This window comes from Pseudoalteromonas sp. CNC9-20 (assembly GCF_022347875.1).
Taxonomy (GTDB): domain Bacteria; phylum Pseudomonadota; class Gammaproteobacteria; order Enterobacterales; family Alteromonadaceae; genus Pseudoalteromonas; species Pseudoalteromonas ruthenica.
Genome location: NZ_JAKRFS010000003.1, coordinates 479731 through 503480, shown reverse-complemented (window position 1 = coordinate 503480; position 23750 = coordinate 479731). Strand labels below are relative to the sequence as shown.

18 protein-coding genes and 1 pseudogene are annotated in these 23750 nt (G+C 44.5%); 9 read left to right on the top strand and 10 right to left on the bottom strand.

Going from position 1 to position 23750, the window contains the following annotated elements:
* Positions 1-70: 70 nt before the first annotated feature.
* The gene (locus MHM89_RS09445) at positions 71-787 is read right to left on the bottom strand and encodes an SIMPL domain-containing protein (RefSeq protein WP_045979577.1); all 717 of its coding nucleotides are present in this window, start codon (positions 785-787) and stop codon (positions 71-73) included.
* Between the two features lie 68 nt (positions 788-855).
* On the opposite strand from MHM89_RS09445, the gene MHM89_RS09440 reads away from it, so the two are divergent.
* The gene (locus MHM89_RS09440; protein ID WP_239408660.1) at positions 856-3531 is read left to right on the top strand and encodes a bifunctional acetate--CoA ligase family protein/GNAT family N-acetyltransferase; all 2676 of its coding nucleotides are present in this window, start codon (positions 856-858) and stop codon (positions 3529-3531) included.
* 6 nt (positions 3532-3537) lie between these two features.
* Positions 3538-4485 carry an ion transporter gene (locus MHM89_RS09435; protein WP_045979579.1) on the top strand — a complete coding sequence of 316 codons (948 nt, stop codon included), beginning with the start codon at positions 3538-3540 and terminating at the stop codon, positions 4483-4485.
* 6 nt (positions 4486-4491) lie between these two features.
* Here the strand turns inward: MHM89_RS09435 and MHM89_RS09430 are convergent, their stop codons facing one another.
* The 3 genes from MHM89_RS09430 to MHM89_RS09420 are packed head-to-tail and all read right to left on the bottom strand — an operon-like array spanning position 4492 to position 9576.
* A complete protein-coding gene (locus MHM89_RS09430; RefSeq protein ID WP_239408659.1) occupies positions 4492-8949 on the bottom strand; it encodes an EAL domain-containing protein in 4458 nt (1485 codons plus the stop codon).
* Positions 8942-9370 carry a GNAT family N-acetyltransferase gene (locus MHM89_RS09425; RefSeq protein WP_151173153.1) on the bottom strand — a complete coding sequence of 143 codons (429 nt, stop codon included), beginning with the start codon at positions 9368-9370 and terminating at the stop codon, positions 8942-8944. Before MHM89_RS09425 ends, MHM89_RS09430 begins: the two co-directional genes overlap by 8 nt.
* Positions 9367-9576, bottom strand: coding sequence for a DUF3283 family protein (locus tag MHM89_RS09420; RefSeq protein ID WP_026111308.1), 210 nt, complete (start codon positions 9574-9576; stop codon positions 9367-9369). The genes MHM89_RS09425 and MHM89_RS09420 overlap by 4 nt, the downstream gene beginning before the upstream one ends.
* A 218-nt stretch (positions 9577-9794) precedes the next feature.
* Here MHM89_RS09420 and MHM89_RS09415 point away from each other — a divergent pair, with 218 nt between their 5' ends.
* Positions 9795-10502: a transporter substrate-binding domain-containing protein gene (locus tag MHM89_RS09415; protein WP_162197075.1), complete on the top strand. Its 708-nt coding sequence runs from the start codon at positions 9795-9797 to the stop codon at positions 10500-10502.
* Here MHM89_RS09415 and MHM89_RS09410 read toward each other — a convergent pair.
* From MHM89_RS09410 to zntR, 4 genes are all read right to left on the bottom strand, one after another.
* Complete coding sequence (locus MHM89_RS09410; protein ID WP_053910619.1) at positions 10497-10745, bottom strand: DUF1289 domain-containing protein; 249 nt, start codon at positions 10743-10745, stop codon at positions 10497-10499. The genes MHM89_RS09415 and MHM89_RS09410 overlap by 6 nt on opposite strands.
* A 154-nt stretch (positions 10746-10899) precedes the next feature.
* Positions 10900-12012, bottom strand: coding sequence for a 1-acyl-sn-glycerol-3-phosphate acyltransferase (locus MHM89_RS09405; protein WP_022946335.1), 1113 nt, complete (start codon positions 12010-12012; stop codon positions 10900-10902).
* A 103-nt stretch (positions 12013-12115) separates the two neighbouring features.
* Complete coding sequence (locus MHM89_RS09400; protein ID WP_239408658.1) at positions 12116-13282, bottom strand: SO_0444 family Cu/Zn efflux transporter; 1167 nt, start codon at positions 13280-13282, stop codon at positions 12116-12118.
* Positions 13266-13679, bottom strand: a complete 414-nt coding sequence (gene zntR, locus MHM89_RS09395) for a Zn(2+)-responsive transcriptional regulator (protein ID WP_045979585.1) — start codon at positions 13677-13679, stop codon at positions 13266-13268. Before zntR ends, MHM89_RS09400 begins: the two co-directional genes overlap by 17 nt.
* A 165-nt stretch (positions 13680-13844) precedes the next feature.
* On the opposite strand from zntR, the gene MHM89_RS09390 reads away from it, so the two are divergent.
* Both MHM89_RS09390 and MHM89_RS09385 read left to right on the top strand, forming a co-directional pair.
* Entirely contained in the window at positions 13845-14789 is a 945-nt protein-coding gene (locus MHM89_RS09390) for a D-2-hydroxyacid dehydrogenase (RefSeq protein ID WP_239408657.1), read from the top strand.
* A gap of 139 nt (positions 14790-14928) precedes the next feature.
* Positions 14929-15306 carry a DUF3192 domain-containing protein gene (locus MHM89_RS09385; protein WP_022946339.1) on the top strand — a complete coding sequence of 126 codons (378 nt, stop codon included), beginning with the start codon at positions 14929-14931 and terminating at the stop codon, positions 15304-15306.
* Between the two features lie 30 nt (positions 15307-15336).
* Here MHM89_RS09385 and MHM89_RS09380 read toward each other — a convergent pair whose 3' ends face one another.
* Both MHM89_RS09380 and MHM89_RS09375 read right to left on the bottom strand, forming a co-directional pair.
* Positions 15337-16239: a diguanylate cyclase gene (locus tag MHM89_RS09380; RefSeq protein WP_022946340.1), complete on the bottom strand. Its 903-nt coding sequence runs from the start codon at positions 16237-16239 to the stop codon at positions 15337-15339.
* A gap of 170 nt (positions 16240-16409) precedes the next feature.
* Positions 16410-16667: pseudogene (locus MHM89_RS09375) on the bottom strand (PhoH family protein); the annotation flags it as partial.
* 85 nt (positions 16668-16752) lie between these two features.
* Between MHM89_RS09375 and MHM89_RS09370 the strand changes: the two are divergent.
* The 4 genes from MHM89_RS09370 to MHM89_RS09355 are packed head-to-tail and all read left to right on the top strand — an operon-like array spanning position 16753 to position 23540.
* The gene (locus tag MHM89_RS09370) at positions 16753-18243 is read left to right on the top strand and encodes a site-specific integrase (RefSeq protein ID WP_016708217.1); all 1491 of its coding nucleotides are present in this window, start codon (positions 16753-16755) and stop codon (positions 18241-18243) included.
* Positions 18227-20998 (top strand): hypothetical protein, encoded by a 2772-nt coding sequence (locus MHM89_RS09365; RefSeq protein ID WP_074988938.1) that lies wholly within the window; start codon positions 18227-18229, stop codon positions 20996-20998. Before MHM89_RS09370 ends, MHM89_RS09365 begins: the two co-directional genes overlap by 17 nt.
* Positions 20995-23079: a hypothetical protein gene (locus tag MHM89_RS09360; protein WP_016708219.1), complete on the top strand. Its 2085-nt coding sequence runs from the start codon at positions 20995-20997 to the stop codon at positions 23077-23079. Before MHM89_RS09365 ends, MHM89_RS09360 begins: the two co-directional genes overlap by 4 nt.
* Positions 23076-23540 (top strand): hypothetical protein, encoded by a 465-nt coding sequence (locus MHM89_RS09355; RefSeq protein ID WP_016708220.1) that lies wholly within the window; start codon positions 23076-23078, stop codon positions 23538-23540. Before MHM89_RS09360 ends, MHM89_RS09355 begins: the two co-directional genes overlap by 4 nt.
* The last annotated feature ends 210 nt before the right edge of the window (positions 23541-23750 follow it).

Sequence of the window (23750 nt, the reverse complement as noted above, 5' to 3'; positions counted from 1 at the left end):
CAGTAGCCGTAACAAGCAAAAAGTTTGTTACGGCTTTTTTATGTTCGCACTAAAGCCCGCTGCCTTGGGGCTAATCCACCAAGTAATACTCAATGGTGCTCACCACCCTGACCTTTTTTAAATGCGGCGAGTTGGAATCGCGGCTGCTAATGCTAAATTGGCCTTGGCGCGCCGACTTAATTTTGCCGAGCGTTGATTGCGAATCATGGGCAAATTTAGTCGCCACTTCACGGGCATTATGAGTTGCCTGTTCAATCATCTGCGGTTTTAAGTCATTCAAGCTCGTGAATAAATACTCAATACGATTGCTGTAGCTATCGCCACTGACAGCAATTCCTTGCTTCGCCAGTTCACTGATCTGACTGCTCGCATGACGAACTTTTTCGGGGTCTTGGCTGTACACCGACATATTCGCTGTCACCAAGTACCTTAACCCCACTTGCTCTGGACCATATTGCTGAGCTTTCTTATCTACCACCGCAACCTGGCCGAGGGATATTTCTTCATCACTGAAACCGTGCAGTTTTAAAAAGGCCACCACTGCCGCTTGCTTTTTCTCCACCGCCGCCATCACATCATCGAGTTTATCCCCCGCCTCGGTAAAGGCAATGGGCCAAATGGCGGTATCGGCAGGCACTTGCTGCTCGGCCAAACCTTTAACCGTGACCGTTCTGTCCATGGCTTTAAATTGCACTATGGCGCTGTGTAGCAAAAAGCCAATTGAGGCCAGCCCCAAAGCCAACAAAAATGCCGGTAATATATTGATGTGCGTTATACTTTTGTGCATTGGTGCTTTCCTTTTGCAGCAAGTGTGAGAGTATATTTCAGTGATCAGTGTACCAAAAAGAGTGAGCTATGAGCGTAAAACGCATTAGTCAGTTCTTCAACCCCCAATCGATTGCCGTTATTGGCGCCTCTAATAACCCTTCGCGCCCTGGTTACATCGTGATGCGTAACTTGCTACAAGGGGGCTTCAATGGCCCCATAATGCCAGTCACACCGAAATATGAAGCGGTACATGGGGTACTGGCCTATGCCGATATTGCCAGTCTGCCACAAACACCCAGTCTCGCGGTGATCTGCACCAATAAACAGACCATTGCGGGCTTACTTAGTGAATTAGCCGCTCGCCAATGCCGCAACGTTATTATTATCGCCGCAGGGCTTAGCAGCGAGCAAAAACACAGCCTCACGCAGCATTGTAAGGCGCTGGGAATGAATTTACTGGGGCCCAATTGCTTGGGATTGATGATCCCCCATTTAGGCGTTAACGCCAGCTTTTCACACACTGTCACCCGTCCGGGGAGGCTCGCTTTTATCTCCCAATCGGCAGCGGTGTGCTCAACCATTTTAGACTGGGCCGAACACAAAGATATTGGCTTTTCTTACTTTGTCTCTGTCGGGGATTGCCTCGATATCGATTTTGGCGAGCTACTTGACTTTCTCGGTCGCGACGCGCGCACTAAAGCGGTATTACTTTACATTGATAACCTCAAAGACATTCGTGGCTTTATTTCTGCGGCGCGTGCTGCCGCTTTTAGTAAACCGGTGATTGTTATCAAAACCGGACGTACCGAGGCCGGCGCCCAAGCTGCTTTCGCTCACACCGGCGGCAATACTAGCTCAGATGCGGTATACGATGCCCTTATTCAGCGTGCCGGTATGCTCAGAGTTGCTGATTTACGCGAGCTATTTGCCGCCACGCAAACCCTGGCGCTGCACCCTAAACTGCTTAAAGTCGAACCGCTGTGTATTCTTACCAATGGCGGCGGCCCGGCGGTAATGGCTGTGGACAGCCTGCTGCAGAGCTCCGGTAAACTCTGTGAGCTCAGTGACGAGACCTTGGCGGCGCTCAATGCGGTGATCCCACAATCAGAAGCAGCCGCTAACCCGGTGGATATTTTCGGCGACTCCGACCCGGGACGCTACCAACAAGCCTTGAAAATATTGCTCGAAGCCAAAGAAGTGGAGAACTTATTAATTATTCACACTCCTTCTGCACTGGCGCCGAGTACTGAGTATGCGAAAATCATTGTCGATACCGTGGCCCAAGTCGATAGCCGTCGTCGTCCTTTTGTGATGACCAATTTTATGGGTGAAAATGCCGCCTATGAAGCGCGCAAGATATGCGCTCAAGGGGGCATTCCCACCTACCGCACACCAGAGGGCGCAGTGGGCGCATATATGCACCTAATTAACTATCGCCGTAACCAAAAGCACTTAACGCAAACCCCTGAATCCATCGTTGATGAGTTAGCAATTAACGCCCAAGATACCCAAAGTGCTATTGATGCTCATTTAAGTCGCGGTGAAACCTACCTCAGTACTCATCAAGCGGCACCTTTGTTGGCCTATTATGGTATTGATACGGTGACTACCCATATTGCCACCACTCCCAGCGAAGCTGCTGAGGTGGCCAGCGAATGTGGCTTTCCGGTGGTGTTAAAGCTGATTAGCCCTGACATTGCTAGCAAATCTGAGGTCGGAGGCGTACTGCTCAACCTCAATGATGCACATGAGGTTGAGCAAGCCGCGTTTGCTATCTTGCTGCGTATCAAGCAAACCTACCCACAGGCAAATATTCATGGCTTTTCCATCCAACCTATGGTGCCGCGCGCCGGTACTCATGAGCTGCGCATTGCCATTAAAACCGATCCCCAATTTGGGCCAGTGATCCTGCTAGGTGAAGCCGGGAGCGCCCTTGATTTTTCACAAGCGGCAGTCGCTCTGCCGCCGTTAAACATGAATTTGGCCAAGTACCTGATTGCCAGCGCCCAAGATAAAGGCGTACTCAAGGAGCGGACGCTACCAGAAAAAGTGGATAAGTATCGACTCTGTGCACTGCTCACTCGGGTGTCACAACTGATAATCGATCAACCGGATATTCATCACTTGGAGCTAAACCCACTGCTTGCCACCCAAGGCCAGTTTTTGGTGCTCGATGCTTGTATTGAAATCAGTCACTATCAACGCCTAGCGCATCGTAAGCGTTTGGCCATTCGCCCCTACCCTAAAGAATGGGAGCGCTCGGTGACACTCAAAGACGGCTCTAAAGCCTTACTACGCCCTATCCGCCCCGAAGATGAGCAAGCACACCGTGAGTTTGATGAATCTTTGTCGAAAGAGGATCGTTATCGCCGTTTTTTTGGCGAAATGCCCCATTTTAGCCATGAACAATTAGCGAAAATGACTCAGATAGACTACGACAGAGAAATGGCGTTTATTGTCACCCGTAAACACCATGCTAAAGACTGCACTTTAGGTGTATCACGGGTACTTATGGACCCAGATAATGCCATAGCGGAGTTTGCCATTGTCATTGGCTCGCAGTATCAAGGTTTGGGCCTAGGCCGGCTGCTCCTACAAGCGGCCATTGATTACTGTAAAGAGCAAGGGGTTGCCAGCGTTCAAGGGACCACCTTGTGGGAGAACACCGGAATGATTGAGTTGGCACGCAAGCTCGGATTTACCGTGCGTCGCGACTTTGAAGAAGGCACGATAGAGATGATCTTGCCGCTGAATAATGAATGAGAAACGATGATAAGAATAAGAAATACCTTAGCGCAAGTATTTGAATCTCGGGGCCGGGTACGCCATTACGGCTACGCCTTTGACGCTATTTTAGTGGCACTGATCCTCGCCAATGTCATTGCTATTGTTATTGAGTCGGTGCCCAGTGTTGCTAAACAGCACATTGGCTTTTTCGCTTATTTTGAGCTTATATCGGTGAGCATTTTTACCCTTGAGTATTTAGCTCGGTTGTGGACTAGTGTTGATTTGGAGCGCTTTGAGAACAGCACTTTGAGTGATACGCAACGGCGCCTGCGCTACCTTTGCTCGCCCATGGCGATTATCGATTTGTTGGCTATTCTGCCCTCTCTACTGGTGTTCTTTGTGTCCTTCGACTTGCGCTTTTTGCGGGTTTTACGACTGCTGCGTATCTTCAAACTCACACGCTACTCGCGGGCCATGCAGTTGCTGCTGCAAACCATTCGAGAAGAAAGTGGCTCTTTGTTTGCGGCCTTCTCTATTATGGCGGTGATTTTAATCGTCGCCGCCAGTGGCATTTACTTATTGGAACATGATGTCCAACCCGATAAGTTTGGCTCTATTCCCAAGGCCATGTGGTGGGCGTTGATCACCCTGACGACCGTAGGGTATGGCGATGTCGTGCCGATCACCGGGTTAGGCAAGGTATTCGGTGGCATCATTACCATTTTAAGTATGGGGATGGTGGCCATTCCCACTGGTTTATTGGCATCTAGCTTTTCCGACCAACTGCGCCAACGTCGTGATAGATACAGCGAAACAGCTTACCAACTGATGGAAGACGGAGTGATTTGTGTTGATGATCGTGAACATCTCGATGAACTAAGAGTAGAGCTGGGTCTGAGCAAGCAAGAGTGCGCGCAAATAGAGCAACAAGTACGGGAAAAACATCCTTTAAAGCGCTTTTGCCCACATTGTGGGCATCACCTAAATTAGCTGCGGTTACTTAAGCAAACTAGCAATGCTGTCGCCCAAGGCTGGGCGCTGCATGTGAAACCCTTGTATCGCGGCACAGCCGATGTCACGCATCAGCTGTGCTTGGCGCTCAGTTTCCACGCCAACGGCAATTACGGTCAGCTCCAAGGCGTTAACCACCTTGAGAAAACGAGTGACTTTAGCTTGCACCGACATATCCATACAAATTTCAGCAACTAACTGCGGACCTAACTTCACTGCGCTGAGCGTATCACCACACAGTTCAGGGACACAAAAGTCATCACCACGATTGACCTGCAGAGCTATTTTTACACCCTCTTGCTGAAGCATTTGCAATGCTTGTTTGGCTTGCTCGTCTAACTGCAGCCAATCATTCACATGTATCTCCAACATCAGCTGCGCGAGGGGAAAGTTAAAACTGCGCAGCAGGTGAGTAATATCGCCGGTACACCCAGGTTGGCTAAACTCGCGCCCGGACAGGTTCATGTTTATAGTCAGGTCATGACGCTGGCGCAACCAAAGCTGACTCTCTAGTATCGCTCGCTCTAGGGTTTGTAAAAATAACTTAGACCATAGTTCGGGCTTGCGCACATGAACTAAAAATTCGTCAGGAGCAAGTAATTGCTGCTGCTTTTGCCAGCGTAATAACACCTCAAAGCCGATAACTTGCTGACTCTGCGCTGCAAAAATGGCTTGATACTGATTGACGAACTCACACTGCTCGTAAGCAGATGCCACTGCTTTTTCGGTGTCTATACGCCGTTGCACATAGGCGTTCATTTCCGGCTTAAAGAACTGACAGTGGCTCCCGGTTAGACGCTTTGCCTGATACATCGCCAAATCAGCACACTTTAATAACTCGTCACTGCGTTGCGCGTCTTGTGGGAAAAGCGCGATCCCAAGGCTAACCTCAACCAGCGGTTCCATTACCCGCTGCTTGAACGGCTGAGTTAATACATCGCGTACTTTTTTACACACAGTGACGATGTGTTCGACATCGTCCATATTCTCCAACAGCAATGCAAACTCATCACCACTCGCACGCCCTAGACTGTCTTGCGAACGCACCGTACGCTGTAGCCTATAAGCGAGGCTAAGTAACAGCTGATCACCACTTTCGAAGCCACGCGCACTATTGATTTTATTAAGATTGGCAATATTAATCAGCACTAATGCACACTGGTTTTGTTGCCGCGCTGATTGCTCCAGCGCATGTTCCACTCGGTCCATAAAAAGAGCCCGATTAGGCAAGCCCGTTAAACTATCGTAATGGGCATGCTCACGCTTACTGGCGAGAGCGTTTTTAGGCGCGCTGATATCGGTAAGGATAATGATATAGCTGGTGAGGTGGTGCTCAGCATCTGCCACCGCACTCATTTTCAATAGTACCGGTACCTGCTCACCGTTTTTAATAATGACAACTTCCTCACTCTGATAATGCTCACCCACATTGAGGTCATTCAAGATACGTAAGTAGTTAATACGGGTATTTTTGCTCAACCCAAGAGTGAGGTGTCGACTTGAGCGTGTACTTGGTGAATAGTTAAAATGCTCCCGTAACGCTTGGTTAGTGGCACGGATACGCAATTTATGATCAAGAATAATCACCCAATCACTGGTTTGCTCAAACGCTGCACCAAATAGCCGTGCATTTTCTTCAAATACCAACTCCCGGGTCATATTGGTATAGGTACCAGCAACTTGCATAGGCAAATCGTCTTGCCACGCCATGACTTTGCCAAAGTCCTTATACCAGCGCCATAAACCGTTGCTGTGACGCAGGCGATACACACAGTTGAAGTAACCCTTATCTGTGGACAAGAACTCTAACCACTCAATACGGAATTTTTGCCGCTCATCAGGATGAATAAGTGCCAGATAATCATCTAAGTGGCAGCTATCGTAGTCATAACCCAGTTCCTCGCGCAGACGCGGTTGGTATATTTGGCTCCCCTCTTGTCGCCAATCCCATACCCCAGAGTGACTGCCGTCCAAGGCGAGTTTCAGCCGAGCTTCTGACTCTTTACTCTCATTGTGGGCAGCAATAATCATACGCTGAATCTGATTACGGCGGTACAGCCACAAGCCCACCAGGGTCGCCCCCAGCAGTACATATAAAGTCAGGTAAAAAGGTGAGCTCCAAGGCGGATAATCGACCTTGATTTGCAGCTGCGCGGGATCAGTAAATTCGCCTGTGAATGGGTCCTGTGCCCACACCTTGAGAGTATGCAAACCTGGGTTAAGCTTTGAAAATACCACCCGGTTATTATCTTTGGTATGTGCTTTGGGACTGTCGCCAAGCTGATATTGAAAAATAATACGGTCTTGATAGTTATATATCATTGCCGCAAAAGACACCTCTAAGCCGATATCATCATGCTCTAGATGCACTCGCTCTAACGGGCTAAGTTGTTTATCTAACTCCCGATAGGCGAGCTGCGCGGAAGTAATATTGACGCGCTTAAGTAACGCTCGCTGCGGCTGGTTCTGCTGTGGGTAAAAAAGTGTTGCGCCTTTAACGGAACCATACACCACTCGACCATCATCAAAACGGCTAAAAGAGCCGCCATTAAACTCATTCGTGGCCAATCCTTCTTCGGTGGTATATTGCTGAAAGTGCTCAGTCAATGGATTAAAACGCCAAACACCTTTGTGGCTACTCATCCAAATCATGCCATGCTCATCCAGCACCAAATCATACATTAAGGTCCCCAGCCCTAGTTTCTGTAAATCGATGCGTTTAATCAGCTCGAATGTGCGCGCATCCAGCGCCACTAGTCCAAAGTTAGAAAACGATAGCCACAAAACATTTTGATGGTCGACGACATAGCTGTTGAGATTCACCGCCAAGTTTTCATGGGACTGAGGTACTTCGTAGAGCAGCTGTAATTTTTGCTGCTCGCTATCAAGGCGTAACAACTGACCACCACTGTAAAATAAGGGTTGGTTCGGCTTATCAGGCAGTGGTTTGTTGAAGCCGAGCGCAAGGAACGGGTCAAACTCATCAAGGTCGCCGTGCAGCGGCGTGAGCACTTTCGTATCTAAGTCGAAATAGAAGAATCCTTGGTCTTGGTTCACTCCATATACGCGGTTATCTGGGGTTTTGTATAGGCCATGTAACCAGCCTTGCAAATACTGTTGCTGATCATTGTTGGTAGCAATAACACGATGTAGCTCAGTACTATCAATATCGAAATAGAATAAGCCTCGTGTAGTATTTAACAGTAACTGATCAGCAAAAGGAATGAGCCTGTAAATACTAAAGGCATTATCAAGCTGATCGCTCAAATAGTTTTTGTACAAAATTTGGCTGCTATTGTGCTGTGTATCGACAATAGTAAGGCCATTGTGAGTCCCCAAATAAAGGGTATTATCGACCACGGTGGATGCCCAAATATTGTGGTGCGACAGGCCCTCACCACGTAAATTCTGTGCTGTTAGATTATCAAATTGAAAATGCTTTTTCGGTAAAAAGAAGGCGCCATCACTTTTGGTTCCCACCCACAAATCCCCTTGCGGCGTCTCTTGCATAGCGATAATACTGGCGTCTGACAAACTGTACTCGCTGTCGATAAGTTGGCGACGTTTACGCAGAGCTCGGGTGGAAATATTAAATTCAAATAAGCCTTTATCAGTGGCCAACAGTACGGTGTCTTCGCCTAACACCTGCATTTGCCATATATTCAAGTCAGCTATTAACATTTCGCTAGCAGGCGAATGTGCATCAGCGGCGAGCGAACCATCGGCGTTAATATCAAGCTGATACAGACCTTTTACCGTGCCAACCAACAAATGTTCAGCGTCTATCACCGCGAAAGACTTCACATTATTACGGTGAATCCCACTGATGCCTGCGGGAAGGTGTGCCAAAGAACGGACTTTCTTAGTCTGCAAATCATAGATATAGGCACCCGAGCTAGTACCGACATAGACCTGCTCGCCGAATTTAAACATCTGCCTTACTAAAGAGCGCTCATCTTTACTCTCCAGCGTGAACAATGAGGTAACTTCGCCGGTCTCTATATTCAGGCTCGCCACATCCTCACCACGACCAAGCCAAAGCTCATTGGGGCCAATAGCCAGCATAGTAAATACCGCTTTAGCGAATGTAACGTCGTCGCTCTGTGGCGGCCCCAGCACTTGCTCGGTGCGCCCGGTATCAGGGTCAAAACGATGTAACCCAGCGAGTAATGAGGCTATCCAAATATGACCTTGTTGGTCTTGATAGAGAGCGTCGATCATCGCCTCATCAAGCTCGCCGTTGTCTCCGGCCACAGCAATGACCTGATAACCATCGTAGCGATTCAAACCGCTTTCGGTGCCCAACCACAAATAGCCGTATTTATCGATCAACATATTACTGACATAGCTTTGCGACAGCCCTTCATTCGGCGACAGTCGTTGTACTTTGGCACTCACTGCACACGCAAAGAAGCAGCAACACACTAGCAAAGCTCTAAGCATGGTTTCCTCGATTCAGGCAATATGCCAAGATATCGCGTCCTTGGCGCTGATAGGCATTAAATCGCTGTTGTAATTCGTCGGGCAAATCGGGCTCGGGCTGAAACCCTAAGCTGAGGTAAAAAGCGGCTAAATGGGCGTAAATAAAACTAAAAACGGGCTGCTTTTGGTGTTGGCACACAGTACTGATTAACTCCCGAGCAACCCCGTTTTGCCGCCACGGTGGGGCAATAAACACGCCAACGAGTAGCAAGTTCCCCGACAAGTGCAGCAACCGTGCTGCACCAATGATGCCACTATCGGCTCTGGCTACCCAAACCTGGTCTGCCTTAGAGGCACGACCTCGAGCCCCATAAGCCTGATAAAACTTGTTAACTAATGGGGTGGCGATGTCAGCAAGGCGCTGCACATCAACGTCGCTCATCGCGATGCACTCATCAATGCCAAATAATGTTCAAACTGTTGCTTGAGATAATTTTGCTCAGAGACAGGACGAATATTAATCGCCTCATAAACTTTGTCGCGGGCATTTTTACCGCGCACTATTTGGTAAGCCCAAAATGAGGCCTCGTAGTCTAGCTGAATACGGTACTTTTCTTCGCGAGGCAGTAGGCACAAATTGAAACTCATCGCAGTTACACTCAGGTTGGTGTTCATATCCTGACTATACTATACCAAATCCGACCTAGGGCAAAAGTAGATAGTTTGTTGCTTAGTTGCGACAAGTGCTAGAAAAACCTAACTAACTTCCCTAGAATGGTGGCGAAATTTAACGCGTATTTTACATGGGTAACGGAGTAAGCCCAATTGCAAAACAAGGAAGTGCCACGCATAAACTATGGTATAGCATGCTTAACTCAACCTTGTTACAACGCACCATCCTCTATGTTACTTCGCTATGGCTGCTGAGTGCGTCTGTTGGCGCCTATGCATCATCTAACATGACCTTTAACAAGCCTGTTGATACGCCACAAGCTCGCTATGTTATTGAACTTATGGATTTAGCCTATGATCAGCTTGGATATCAGCTTGAGTTGATAGAGTTTGACCAGCCACAAGCGTTACGCGCTGCCGACGAAGGAACTTTAGACGGGCAATTAGGGCGCATTGCTGCAATTGAATCTCGTTACGCTAATTTGGTTCGCGTTGATTTTCCATTGTTTAAGTTTGAGTTAATCATGCTTACGCGCTGCGCCGAGTGCCAACTGAACGATCTCAATAGCGTGGTGCTGCGCAGCGGTTACCCGGTAGCCGAACAATATCTCGACAGCCAGAATTACCAAGGTCGGCGGCTAAGCCTAAAAAGCGTCTCGGCGCAATTAAATCTCTTAGCTCAGCGACAAGTTGATGGCATTGCCATCTTAGACTTTCACCTCAAACAGGCTTTCGACAGCCATAGCAACCCCAGCTATCATCGCCAGCATCTTAACGATTACTACAGCTACCACTATGTGCATAAACGCCATGAGGCGTTGATCCCTGAGTTACTTGAGGTGTTAAACACCCTTAAACAAAATGGCGTTGTTGACTACCTGAAACAAAAGCACGGCTTATAAATCAAGCTCTCCCTGCCCCGCATCAGGTGTGTTGATATCACCCTGTTGTTGCTTACGCTGCATTGCTCGCTTATAGCGCTGATGACAAAGTAGGTTAACGTGACGTTTTTGCTCATCACTGAGTTGGTTCCACATAAAACGCTCATCACGAGAACGAAAGCAGCCTAGGCAATAACCACGGTTATTGACCTGGCATACCCCTTTGCAGGGGCTATCAATAGAAAAGATTTCCAGCTGCTGCATGTACGCTCTACCCAGTGTGATTAGGCCATGGTCCAATGCTGCTTGCAGCGCATAACGCCGAGCGCATTGACTACCCTAGCCTTTGTTACCCTTGGTGTGTATTAAAAACCAACCCTAGGTATAACGTTAATGCCAAAGACTCTGAATTACCAGCCTAGGTATCCATTTCTTCCTTGCGCAGTACTGGGCGCGCATACAAGGCCGTAACGAGATCGCGTAGCTCTTCGGGAATCGCACGCATACGCTCATCAAACTCCTTCACATCAACGGACTCGGAATCAACTACCGCATCACCGTGCTTAGCGGCAATGTAATTGCCTGGGTGCAAATAAAAAGATTCAACAATCTGCTTATCGATGGTTTTTGCAAGATCCTCTGGGGTATCACAGCCACTTTGCACCGGTTGACCAAAAGCGAGGTGGACATGGCCTTTATTGGTCGTAAAGCCCTCCACTATACTACTGATATCCTCACCGGCAGATTTTATATACTCGCCGTGGTGCTTTTTATGATAGAGCTCCTTCGCTTTGGATATCGCACACGGTTCATATTGATAAGAAATGGACACCGGCACAATTTTTAGCTCACGTACATACTCGGCAAACTCTTTCTTTTGCTTGCGCCCATTCAATTGCAACATTTTTAATAACGCCGGATCGGTTTGATCAAAACCGTCTTTGGTACGCCCTTCGCGCTGGGCTATCCAAATACTGTGGCCATCCTGCAACGAGTCATAAATATAGGCTGAGAGCTGTGATAACGCTTTAAGCATTTCTTTCGGTGCTTTTGCCGAGCGTTTTACAATAAAACTTTTGTTTAAGCGCATCAGCTCAGTGATGTATGGGATCTGTAACAGATTATCTCCAATGGCAATACGCACGGTATTCATATCATGTTGGTGCAAGCCAAAATTCACCAACGCGGGATCAAGCACGATATCACGGTGATTGGAGATAAACAGATATGCTTGGTTTTTATCGAGCTTGTCTAGCCCTGAATAGGTGACCTCAGAGGTGGTGTTATGGATGATGCGCTCAAGATAATGCACAACTTCAAGCTGGACCTGGCGTACTGAGTTTACTTGGCCCCACTTACGTTTCAGGCTCGCACGCACCAACGGGCGAGATAGAAAGCGCATACCGGCAAGCCAACCGGGCAAATTATGCTTCGCTATCAAATCAACAAAGTCATTATCTGCTACCAACCGGGCAACAGCATCTGCTACTTCGTCGTCATTATAGGGTCTTATGTCTGCATACTTATCCACGATTACACCTTATTACCACAGGCAAAAAAACGGCGCTTATTGTATCGCGCCATTTACGTATTCGCTAAGTTTATCAACTCTTACCAGTAAGGGATACAACCCTTTATGCATTATCATGGTGCTGCGCAGGTGCTTGCCATGCGCGCAATTTCAGCCATACCAAGCGTAATAACAACAGCAGTAAAATCACGGCTAAGCTTTGCGATAACCACGGTGCCATAAGCTCGTGCTGATGCCCAACTAAAGGGCTCACTGCAAAGCCGAACCGTACCACTAGCCAATCCGTTAAATACCCAAATGCTAAGGCTACACCAATGACAGCACTGAGATAGGCAACAATCGCGCGCTTGCCTAACTCCTTACCAACAACACCGAGTGTGGCAATGTTAGTCGCAGGTCCTGCTAGCATAAATACCAATACCGCGCCTGGCGATACTCCAGCAATGAGCAGTCCAGCGGCAACTGGCGTAGATGCCGTGGCACAAATGTACATTGGAATACTGATAAGCACCATCACCGTCATCGCCAATAATCCGCTGCCCCACTGGCTTAAGTAAGAAGCAGGCACATAAGTTTGCACTAACGCCGCGAAAAACAGACCAATCATTAACCACATGGCGGTATCGTTTAACAGTTTCGTGGTACTAAAGTGCACCGCTTGCTTAAACTTAGCCATGAAACTGGGCTCTTTTGTAGCTTTAGAGCGGCTACTGCAGCATGAGGCCGGCGCTGTATTATCAGGCTGTTGTGCCTGCGTGGGAGCTTGGGATGCTGGCGCTTGTTGCTTATTGGTGCAACATGAAGTGCTCGGCTGTGGCGTTTTTTCGGCGCAGCAACTCGGCGACGATGGCTGTGTTGGGGTTGCCTCGGGCTTAGACTCTTTACCTACTAGCACACCTGCGGTAATGGCACTGGTAATTGCGGCAATAGGACGAATAATAGCCATAAAAGGGCCCAGTAAGACATAGGATACGGACACTGAGTCGACACCAGTTTCAGGCGTGGAGACTAAAAAGGACGTAGTCGCACTTTTCGAAGCGCCTGCCCGTCTGAGCCCAACGGCAGCAGGGATCACACCACAAGAACATAATGGCATGGGAGCGCCAATAAAAGCCGCTTTCACAGTTGTCCAAAAGCCTTCTTTACCAAGGTGGCGTTGCAAAAAGTTAGCAGGAAGGTATACATTGATGAGCCCAGCTAAAAACAGCCCCAGCATCAGCCAAGGTGCAGATAGCACAAACAGTTGCCAAAAATTAGTTAGTAAGTCCATCAACGTCCTCCAATGCGGTCAAAATTGAACAATGCTCTGCCGGTAACTCTGTGCCACAACACTGCTCCGCCAATTGTGAAAGAGAGGCATAAAAGCGTTGCAACTCAGCGATACGCTCTGCCACAAGTGCCTTTTTACGCAGCGTAAGTTGCTTCACTTCATGACAGCTATGCTGCTGTTTCTCAAAGTTAATCTTCAATAACTCAGAGATTTCTTGCAAACTAAAGCCGACGTCTTTAGCGCGACGAATAAAGTTTAATTGCGCTAAATGGGCGTGCGTATAATCCCGGTATCCTGCTGCAGTGCGATTAGGCGGCTGTAATAGCCCTTGCTGTTCGTAGTAACGAAGCGTATCGGGACTCATGTCCACCTTTTTTGCTAACTCTGAAATTCGCATTAGTTTTTCTCGCAGTTATTTAACTGTTACTGATTGTAGACCTTAGTGTTAACTCCAAGGTCAATGTTTTTTTTTGCGTCCGCCAGGTCACCATGAAAGACTAGTGCTAAACCACCGTATTTTAACGCCTACTTTGTCTAACTGGCCAAATGAGAGAAGAGAGTTATGAACATAGTACTACTTGATGCAAAAACTTTAGGTGACAATAGCTTAGCCCCACTGGAGCAACTCGGAGACTTCCACTCTTATGAGCTAACTGAGCCGCAGTCCGTTGTTACTCGTTGCCAAGATGCCGAGGTTATTATTAGCAATAAAGTAGTGATAAATGCTGAGCACATGCAATCGCTACCCAAGCTTAAATTGATTTGCGTTGCTGCCACCGGCACCAACAATATCGACTTACAAGCCGCTGCCGAGCAAGGCATCACAGTATGTAATGTTGCTGGCTACTCTACCGCCTCGGTGGTGCAGCACACCTTCGCCCTACTCAACGCCTTATTAGGTAACATTCATCGCTACATTAATGACTGCCATCACGGTGCGTGGCAACAAAGTGATATGTTTTGTCGCTTGGATTATGCCATTGAGGAGCTTGCCGATAAAACCCTTGCTATCATCGGCTATGGCGAGTTAGGTCAGGCGGTGGCGCGCGTTGCAGAAGCCTTCGCTATGAAGGTCATTGTTGCGGAGCGTAAAGGACAGCCAGTACGAGAAGGACGGGTTAGCTTTGAACAAGCACTGCAAAACGCTGATGTGGTCTCTATTCATAGCCCTTTAACGCCACAGACTCAGCAACTATTTAACGCCGACGCATTCGCTTTAATGAAACCAAGTGCAGTGCTCATCAATACAGCTCGTGGCCCTATTATTGATGAACAAGCGCTCGTTGCGGCCCTAGAGCAAGGTGATATAGCCGGTGCGGCGTTAGATGTGCTTACACGTGAACCTGCCACCGCAGATAATCCATTAATTGCCTATCAAGGCCATAACTTATTGTTAACGCCACACATTGCTTGGGCCTCTCGCCAAGCCCGCGACCGCCTCATTGAACAATTGGCGAAGAATATTATTGGGTTTGCCAATGGTGAAATCCGCAATCAGGTTAGTTAGATTCACTAAACTATGGGTTTCTAGGCCTAAGAGACACCTTGATAATTTAATAACCTAATGATAATAAAGACAAATAAATATTGGCATTAAATTTGTTATCTTACCTAGGTGTTAACAATACTTAATAACGGATATAACAATGAAAAAAACACTTATTGCCGCTTTAGTCGCCCTTCCTTTACTGGGAGGCTGTGTTGTCTCAGTGAATGATGGCGATGCTGATGCTCGCTGGGCTGGCAGTGATTGGCAGCAGCAACAAAAAGACAACCGCACATATATTGCTGACTTGCAGCTAGGTACGGGGTTTGCGCAAGTGAAAAATTCTTTGGGAACGCCAGATTTCAGTGAATCTTTCCGTCATCAACAAGACAACTACCAAGTGTTATTTTACGCCACGCAAAGTAAAAAGTCTGATGGCAAAATCTCAAAGGACGAATGCACTCCTTTGGTTTTTGCTGATGGCGCCTTAGTCAGTGTAGGTGACAGCGCCTACCAAGCGCTTATCAATAAGCTATAAACGTTCAGCCACCCACAGGGGTGGCTTTTCTTATGCGAAAAATACAATGGTGTTGCGCCCTTGTTGCTTCGCTTTATAAAGACCCTTGTCAGCGCGCTCAATAAGCTGTGATTCCGATTGCGCGTCACCAAAACCTGGATAGGTGGACACCCCTATACTGAGAGTGACATGGTCAGCAACAGGCGAGTCTATATGCGCCACGTTAAGCTCTTCTATAACGCGTTTTAGCTTTTGTGCCAACGCCATGGCCGTCCCCTCTTCACTCCCTGGCAGCACAGCAGCAAATTCTTCACCGCCATAGCGAGCGACGAAGTCACTACCACGTTGACAATTGGCCACCAAGGTTGAAGCCACTTTCTTCAAACACTCATCACCGCGTTGGTGGCCATAGTGATCGTTGTAGCGTTTAAAAAAGTCAATATCAATGAGCACCACAGACAACGGCAGCCCAGCACGGACACTACGCCGCCACTCCCGCGAGAGCTGTTCATCAAAATAACGGCGGTTGGGGATTTCGGTTAAGCCATCGATACTGGCCAGCATCTCTAATAGGTCGTTCTTTTGCTTGATAGTCAGCTGGTTTTTAACGCGCGCGCGCACTATGGCACTACCAAAGGGTTTGGTTATGTAGTCCATGGCTCCGAGCTCAAGGCCTTTGGCTTCATCAACGAGAGAATCATTGGCGGAAATGATAATGACAGGAATAGGCTGTGTGCGCTCATCATGCTTAAGCTTACGCAGCGCTTCGTAACCATCCATACCGGGCATGACGATGTCCAGCAAGATCAGATCAACACTGTTGGTCGCTAACCACTCAAACATGGCCTCAGCACTTTCGACACCAAACACTTTGTGCTTGGGGCTCAGCGTTTTCTCCAAAACCACCCGATTTAACTCGTCATCATCGACAACAAGAATACGTGCTGACCTCATTTATTTGCCCTAGTTTGTCTTAACTGCTTGCAGAACCAATACAAAAGAATGAATTAGGCTGCAATTTACCCGCTATTTAACGTATTTACCCAGTTTAGACATAAATACCTAACAATTCACTGAATATATGGCAGAAATTAGCCACATACACAGTGAATTAGCTTGTATGCTTAGAGGTTTTCTTCAGCAAATGAAGCAAGGCGACTGCGCACCACACCGTTTAGATTTACGGTGGCACTGCCCTCAAAATGCTTAAAGCGCTCAACGATATAGGTCAAACCCGATGTCACTGGGGTCAGATAGTTACTGTCTATTTGCGCCAGATTCCCCGAACAAATCAATTTAGTGCCCGCCCCGCAGCGCGTGATGATCGTTTTCAACTGTGAGGCTGTTAAATTCTGACTCTCATCAAGCAACACCCCCGAATTGATATAATACTATCATACCCTTAATAAACTTGAACAAAAAAGCTTTTACACACATACTCTAGCTAAGAATCAAAGGTGAACGAAAATGATACTTCGAAATACAACAAAAACTAAAATAATTAAAACATCAGTCAACTTTGGAAAAGGAATGTCTTTTCATCTCGATAAATCAGGGCAACCTATTAAGACTGAAAAAGGCATCAGAACTCACTCATATAGGCACGATAAAATAGAACCTAATTTTCCAGTGCTATATCACCCGACTCGCTTCACCGAATGCCAAGAAATGAACTTATTTTTAATGCACCGCTTTGAAGGTCATTTCAGTCTCAAAAAGAATCAAATAGACAATGAGGCTTTTAGTGACGCTTATCATGCCAGCCAACCGGGAAAGCCATTAGATGTTAAGTCTGTTTGCAGTATAGCTAAGCACTTAAAAGCTTTCTTAGATTGGTTGGATAAAGATGATGCATCCTATTTTGAAGTAATAGCTGCACCACTTTCAAAACAATCTGTAGATGATGATATTTCTAGGTTACCTGTGTGGAGATATCACAAACATTTATGTGAAAGAGTCGAAACCAAAGATAAGTCTAAACGCATAAGCTTTAACAGCGCTCAAGAACGAATTAGAGCTGTTAAAGCATTCTATATATGGAGCCATAAGCGCGGGGCTATAGATAGCCTCCCCTTCTCACTTGAATACAAACAGGTACGTATTAAATCGAAAGCTAAATCAAGTGTAAGTTCATTGTTTCAATTACCTACTAGCAACACACGTTCTGGAGGCTTATGGAAGTGGGTTAGTAATTTGAGCATTCCAAATACATTGAAACAAAAGGAAGACTCACCCGAAAAAGATCTACAACCATATTCTCCAAAAGAACTTAAACAGTTGCTGGAGACGGATACGGCTCAAAAAGAGACTTATAAGCTTTATTTGCAATGTGCTTTGCTAGGTGGACTTCGTTCTTTTGAGATTTCAGCCATCGACCAGAAAGACCTTTTTGATCCTGATGAAAAAGAAAACGAGAAACGTATTCCAAAATTGAACATTGTACGAAAAGGACATAAGCCAGTGAGATTAACAATAGCGCGAGTTCTAATGAAGCTTTTGTACAATCACACTTTGACAATTCAAAATATGAAGCGACGTACCAAACATGAGACTAATCATGGTATGGACAATAGTGAACATCCGCTTCCTTTGTTTATGAATAGTTCAGGATCGCGGATAAGCGAAGATACACCGGGGAATACTATTTCCATAGTTAGAAAAGAACAAAGGAAGCAGGGATTAGAAATACTATTACGCACATTCCATGACTTACGCGCTACCTTTGCTACTTATGTCGCTAAATACCTAATTGACAAAGGTGAATCGGAGAGTTCCATCAGACAGACACTAATGACCTTGATGAGTCACGAAAGTTTTAAAACAACCAAACGTTACATCGACTTTGCCAAAAGTGTAGCAGTGGATGCATACGGAGCAATGTCAGAGTGGGTGAAAGATATCTACGGTGATGTTGACGAATTACTGATGCGTGAGGCTGAAGATGCAGCAGCAAGTTAAAACGCGGAAGTCCAATCGTATTCCTGCTAGATTTAAACCTCATTCAATTGTTCTAGCCAAACAGTTAGACGTTTTATTTAACAGGGCATATGACAAAGAAAACAATATTAGCGCAGATGACGACACTGCTATTTCAATGAGTCGCTTGCGGAATGCTTGTGTCAGTTTACAACATACTCTTCCTCTAGCCCTTAATAAGGTTAGTACAGATACTGCGACATCAATTCAAACTTCGGGATTAAATGCTCTATCAGACTTTGAAATTTGGCAAGAACTGGAATACTTTTGCATTAACGAAATAAATGATGTCAAGCTACCTAGTTATGCTACTCGTATAGAAGAAGCCTTAGAAAACTTAGCTAAGTTTCATTTTTATGATAACGCTATCAACGCTCCTTTTAGGCTAGTAAATGGGGCTACTTCAATCGACATAACTAAATTATTCGAACTTGAATTCCATCAAGTAAAAGAGATTCGTAAATTACTAAATAAATATCTGGACTATCTCGTCCTTCCAGAATTAAGCCTCAAAGATTCTTCTATTAGGGACAATATCCTCAAAACTGCGACAGCTATTATAAATCTTTGTCTACATGATACTTTTAAGAATACTGAACGCGTCAAACTGCCATTATTGGCAACATTACAGGATAGGGAATTCGTTTCATCATTTATATGCAATCACAACTTCCGTACTTTTTTAAAATTTATACTACCCGATGTGTGGGGTAAAGCTAGAGTCAATCAATTTAAAACTGAAGCCGAAGTAATAGGGTATGCACAAAGCATATCATCCAAATTTGGCAATGAAGTTGATGCTTTTTTGAAAAATCAGATAGCAAGCGCTTCGGAAGCTAATACAACAAGAGTTAGATCCTCAACTTTATCATTTCCAAGGTGGTTGAATAGTGCTGGTAGCGTAGCATCACCAATAATTAAGCTGCTTAGTGAGCGTGGAATTCAAGGGTTTGCAGAAAATGGCCTTCAGGGATTTAAATACCTTTATAAGCATTACCAAGAAGAAACTCAAAATAACCAGCAGTTTTTACTGCTACTAAACGCTGCATTGGACCTTTACCACTTTGTTACGGGTGAAAAAATCGCAAAGGAAAGTTTATTACCCTACTCATTGGGCTATTACCTTAAAGAAAGTGACACTACCGAATGGCAGAAGCATGAGTGGGTATATGACAATGCCTATAAATTTTATCAAAACCTAGTCGAATACCATAAAGTTTTTACAAAGCGAATTGATGGCGAGAGCATAGGTATCGTCACTCTCAAAGGTTACATAGGTAGTATGGCTAGAGCATTGAAAGAAAATGCATCATCATTAACAGATGAACAAATGAAGCTTATTGCCAGTCATGGGGTTCATGCTTTTGTTGAAAATAACTGTGAGATACTAAAGGCTATAAGAGAGGCAATTCAACTAAAATCAAAACAAGGCGATTTGTCGGTTTTTGTTGGTAATCAATATCAGAGCGCTATCGACAAATTACTATCGTTTTATGGTCTAGATACTATTAAAAGCTTTCCGGTCAACACCGAATTAACTGCACAACATCAAGAGCAACTATCTCAGAATCAAGATAAACTCTACTCATATAGAGAAGTAGTAGAATTAGCATATTACATAGAAAAAGGGCTTTCTGAGACCTTACTCACAATTAAAGACAAAGTTACACTTTATGCAGCAAAAGTCATATTGAAAACTGGTTGGAATTCAACTCCTACGCTAGAGCTTGATACTGACGACTTATTTTTCTTTAACACGCCATTACATTCAAGTAAAACTCCTGCTCTTCGTTTATTTAAACGCCGAGCTAATTATCAAACTCAATGGCATAAATTTGAAATTAAAGCCGAAGATCTAGAAAAAGAAGGCGTCTTATACGGCGACGTTGTCGAACCAGTAATATTTGATATTAAGGCTGCGACTAGACTTACGTCTATTTACCGCCCTTCTATTGAGAACCTATCAAAAAGAATTTTTGTTTTTCCCAAAGTAAATAGTATTGGAGAAGTAAAGATTCAATTATTAACAGCATCACGTTTCAAGACCTCTATAGATAGGATATTGACTGAGCTTGGGTGTGATATCGTATTTAATTCGCAAAAGATCAGAAAATCAGGGCTTAACTACATTTACCGAAAAGTTGCCAAAGAATTTAAGTGGTATCAAAAAGCTGGCAAGCACTCTTATGAAACGTTCTTGCGTCATTATTTAATGCAAGATAACAAAGATGTTGCAATGACAATCAACAGAGCGACAAAAACAATGGCAGACTATTTTGTTCGCGATGTTACCGACAAAGTAATCATTTTGCAGACTCCACCAGAAGACGGTAAAAAAGTCCCGAATGGCACATGCATTAACTCAAAAGATAAATCCGCAGTAGTGGCATTCGAATCTCAAAACAGGAAATTATTAGACCAGCGAGATACAAACGAGCATGCATGTGCCGACTTTAACGCATGCTTGTGGTGTCCGTTCTATCGCTGTGTTGCTGACGCATTGCATGTTTGGAAACTTTTGTCATACCGGGATTTTGTTGTTGCTGATATGGAAAACTCAGCCGCAACATTTGACTCTGTAACAGAGCAACTGGAAAACATAGAGCAGTTGAAAAATAGAGTTAACGAAATATTAACTGATATTGCCAAGCTTAATGCTCAAGCTGTGATTGATGGAAAAGAATTATTGAGAACAGAGGGTATTCATCCTCATTGGAAAAACACAGGTTTGCTATGACCAAAGAGATAACTAAAACAAAACTACTTGATATCGCTGTTGTAAAAACACATACAGGTCAAATCACTATAAAACCTTTGGTTCAGGTGTTAGAAGATTTTAAAGTTGATGATACTAGCGCTTTTAATTCGATTGCTTTGTGGGAAAACAGAGCATTGAATATTGCTAAACATGGCACTATTCACTTTGGCGATGACACTTGGATAAGCTATGAAGAAACGCAAAGAAATGTGAATTTTAAAGGTGTTGATGAATTAGCATATCAAATTCGAATTTATTCACTAATTAAACTCACACATGGTGATGTTGTAGGCGGTAAACCTCTAAAAATCTCTACACTTCAAAATGATGTAACGTATCTAAATTTAATTGCAGCCTTCTTAAGACAAAGAGGTTATCACTCATTTCATGAGTTGGAGTTCAAATCTGACTTAGTTATTAGGAATCTCATAAAAGACTATTTATATGAAGTCGGGAAAATAGCTATTTACAGACAATCACACTCATTTACTAAACTATTTGACGTGCAACGAAGCTTTCGTCTTTTTGGCCCTAAGGTGTGTAGTGTTTTTATTGATGTGCTTAACCAACTAAACGAGTTACACCATCCGAGACCAGTCACTTATTCGCACCCTGTCATTCCTACTAAAGTAATGAAAAAAATTCTGAAGTTTGCAGAAAAAATAGTTGAAAACTCTAAGGATAAGATAGAACGATGGCTAGAATTAAATGCACGCTTAATAGATAGTTTACATGAAGGCTCCATTGAACCACCGCCCAAAATGAATACAGGTGAGCTAATAGCAAAACATGTAAGAAACTTACCCAATGAAGAGGAATTCATTCAATTATCCGAAGAATTAGAAGATTTAAAATTAGCCACATACATTAATATCTTGGCCTATACAGGTATGAGATATAACGAAGTACTTACATGCAAGGTTGGCTGTGCCAATTACAAAGATGATATTTATTACATTACGGCAATTATGACCAAAACCGACAACAGTAAGGTTGAGATGGAATGGTTTTCAAACGCTGAAGTACATGAGTGTGTTGGTATTTACGAAAAATATGTGATCGGTATGCAAGAAAGGGCAAAAGCTGTACTTTCTTCATGCAGAGCCAATATAACAAGTAGTCAAGCACACAATTTGAAAGAAGGGTTAGAAAGAAACCGTCTTTTCGGGGTTTCACATAGTAGCTGTAGTGTTAGTTTTAGCGATACTGGGCGATTCACAAAATTTGAGGTTAAAAACAGTGAAAACATTGAGCTTTTTGACTTAACTCTAGACGATGATGATATAGCAGAGCTTGAACGCCTTGAATCTAACTACAAAGAAGTTAGAGGAGAGAATAGAGGTGTCCCATACGAAGAAGGCGATACGTTTAGATTAACCGCTCACATGTTTCGACATACGTTGGCCTACTTTGTCATTGCCAATAAATTAGGTGAGCTTGATGATATTAGATATCAATTTAAACATTTAACTAGCCTAATGACGTTTGTTTATACTCGAAGAGCATTTTTGGCCTCAACAACTTTAATTAAAACTACTGAAGAGTTTAATGAGATTTTAATTGACCGTGTTGCAGAAGAGTTAATAGATGAAGCCGAGTCACAATCACTTAAAGGTGGTGCTGGTGAGCAAATTAATAAAACATCTAAAGATCTGATAATAGGTATTACTGATAGTCAAAGTAAAGATTCGACTGTGATTAAGCAGATCCATTTCAGTTCAATTGAAGAACTGAAAAAATTTCTCGTCAAAAATATTAAAAACATACGTGGCTTACCTACGGGGTACTGCACTGCGGGAGAAGCTTGCAAGATAAAAGGAGCAGGAATCCCTAGTGGCTGTGTGTATTGTGGTAGTAAAATCATTACCAAACGCCACAAGGTCAATTGGCAAATAATAAAAAAAGAAGCAACGCAGAAACTAGAGGCATATGCGGCATTAACCAAAGAAGAGCAAGAAGATTACGAGCTATTTGCTATTCACTGGAAAAATAATATAGCAGCAGCTGACTATGTATTAGATGAAGGCAAAGCGCATACAAACCAAGGAGAACAAGCATGAGTAGCGCATACGATGATATAAAACGTGCTTTTGAAGAGATGAAATCTGATGGCAGCAAGATAACCAAAAATGCAGTAGCAACGAGAGCTAAAAGAAATATTGCAAATCTATCTAAAGAAGAAGAAAAATGGGTAAAGTTACGAGAAAATATTGAAAAAGCTCAATTAACTTGGGAAGAAAAAAATAAAGATAATTTAATAAAACAACTCAGAACAAAGGTAGCCGAACTAAAAAGCAAGCTTGCTAAAGAAAAGCAAAAAAACGAGATTGACCCTAAGGAAATCGATAAGGATTTTGAAAAGCTACTGGTGCGATTACAAGAAATGTACGCTGAAATAGATAAGCTCAAACTGATTAATGCTGATTTAAAAAATCAACTTCAGCACTCAGGGCAACATACAGAAATAAGAGTGGATACGTCTACTGGTGAAATTATTGAATTAGTTTCAACGAAACAATAGATTAGATGTAGTAGCTCATATCTCATCTTACAGTTTTGTTGATTAGGTTTAGACTTCACCTGACAGGCAGCAAGAGCGAACAAGAGACGGTCAGAGTGATCTGGATATGTGAACTTAATTCTACAAAGCGGACGCTTAGCGACCCCGTTCATGCAATAAAATTGAGTTTAGGCAATCCGCATTAATTGTATAATGATGTCTCTGCTTCTA

Bases quoted from the DNA above. Each gene is read 5' to 3' on its own strand.
- MHM89_RS09355 (WP_016708220.1), top strand. From the start codon at position 23,076: ATGAGTAGCGCATACGATGATATAAAACGTGCTTTTGAAGAGATGAAA.
- MHM89_RS09425 (WP_151173153.1), bottom strand. From the start codon at position 9,370: ATGAGCGACGTTGATGTGCAGCGCCTTGCTGACATCGCCACCCCATTA.
- MHM89_RS09365 (WP_074988938.1), top strand. From the start codon at position 18,227: ATGCAGCAGCAAGTTAAAACGCGGAAGTCCAATCGTATTCCTGCTAGA.
- MHM89_RS09370 (WP_016708217.1), top strand. From the start codon at position 16,753: ATGATACTTCGAAATACAACAAAAACTAAAATAATTAAAACATCAGTC.
- MHM89_RS09385 (WP_022946339.1), top strand. From the start codon at position 14,929: ATGAAAAAAACACTTATTGCCGCTTTAGTCGCCCTTCCTTTACTGGGA.
- MHM89_RS09400 (WP_239408658.1), bottom strand. From the start codon at position 13,282: ATGGACTTACTAACTAATTTTTGGCAACTGTTTGTGCTATCTGCACCT.
- MHM89_RS09415 (WP_162197075.1), top strand. From the start codon at position 9,795: ATGCTTAACTCAACCTTGTTACAACGCACCATCCTCTATGTTACTTCG.
- MHM89_RS09435 (WP_045979579.1), top strand. From the start codon at position 3,538: ATGATAAGAATAAGAAATACCTTAGCGCAAGTATTTGAATCTCGGGGC.
- MHM89_RS09440 (WP_239408660.1), top strand. From the start codon at position 856: ATGAGCGTAAAACGCATTAGTCAGTTCTTCAACCCCCAATCGATTGCC.
- MHM89_RS09410 (WP_053910619.1), bottom strand. From the start codon at position 10,745: ATGCAGCAGCTGGAAATCTTTTCTATTGATAGCCCCTGCAAAGGGGTA.
- MHM89_RS09420 (WP_026111308.1), bottom strand. From the start codon at position 9,576: ATGAGTTTCAATTTGTGCCTACTGCCTCGCGAAGAAAAGTACCGTATT.
- MHM89_RS09445 (WP_045979577.1), bottom strand. From the start codon at position 787: ATGCACAAAAGTATAACGCACATCAATATATTACCGGCATTTTTGTTG.
- MHM89_RS09380 (WP_022946340.1), bottom strand. From the start codon at position 16,239: ATGAGGTCAGCACGTATTCTTGTTGTCGATGATGACGAGTTAAATCGG.
- zntR (WP_045979585.1), bottom strand. From the start codon at position 13,679: ATGCGAATTTCAGAGTTAGCAAAAAAGGTGGACATGAGTCCCGATACG.
- MHM89_RS09430 (WP_239408659.1), bottom strand. From the start codon at position 8,949: ATGCTTAGAGCTTTGCTAGTGTGTTGCTGCTTCTTTGCGTGTGCAGTG.
- MHM89_RS09360 (WP_016708219.1), top strand. From the start codon at position 20,995: ATGACCAAAGAGATAACTAAAACAAAACTACTTGATATCGCTGTTGTA.
- MHM89_RS09390 (WP_239408657.1), top strand. From the start codon at position 13,845: ATGAACATAGTACTACTTGATGCAAAAACTTTAGGTGACAATAGCTTA.